Here is a 456-nt window from a genome sequence, read left to right on the forward strand (position 1 = left end):
GGGAGATCAGCATGCAACAAGCGCAATGGCAGGCATGGCTCGCACAGTTCGCTGAGCTTTCTCGGCATCAACGTCTGCAGGGCATGAAACTGTTACGCGGCGCGCCGCCCGAGCAGACGACCACTGCGTTGATCGAACGCACGGCCCAAGCACGTCTATGCTGCCCGGCATGTCGCTCGCGGCATGTACATCGGCACGGCCATGCCAACGATTTGCAGCGCTATCGTTGCGTGCCCTGCGGCAAAACATTCAATGCGCTGACGGGCACGCCCCTGGCGCATCTGCGCCACAAAGCCCTGTGGCTGGACTATGCCAATTGCCTGCTGAACTCGGACTCGGTACGCAAGGCCGCGCAACAGTTGAGCATCCACCGCAATACCAGTTTTCGCTGGCGCCACCGCTTTCTGGCGTTGGCGAAAACCGACCGTCCGCGCTGCCTGCATGGCATCATCGAGG

1 protein-coding gene is annotated in these 456 nt (G+C 61.6%); it reads left to right on the forward strand.

The genetic code is table 11. From position 1 onward, the window contains the following. Nucleotides 1-11: 11 nt before the first annotated feature. A partial coding sequence (locus ACL9RI_RS27660) for a transposase (RefSeq protein ID WP_422729646.1) occupies nt 12-456 on the forward strand: 445 nt, incomplete at its 3' end.

The organism is Janthinobacterium sp. Mn2066 (assembly GCF_049319705.1).
GTDB lineage: Bacteria > Pseudomonadota > Gammaproteobacteria > Burkholderiales > Burkholderiaceae_D > Janthinobacterium.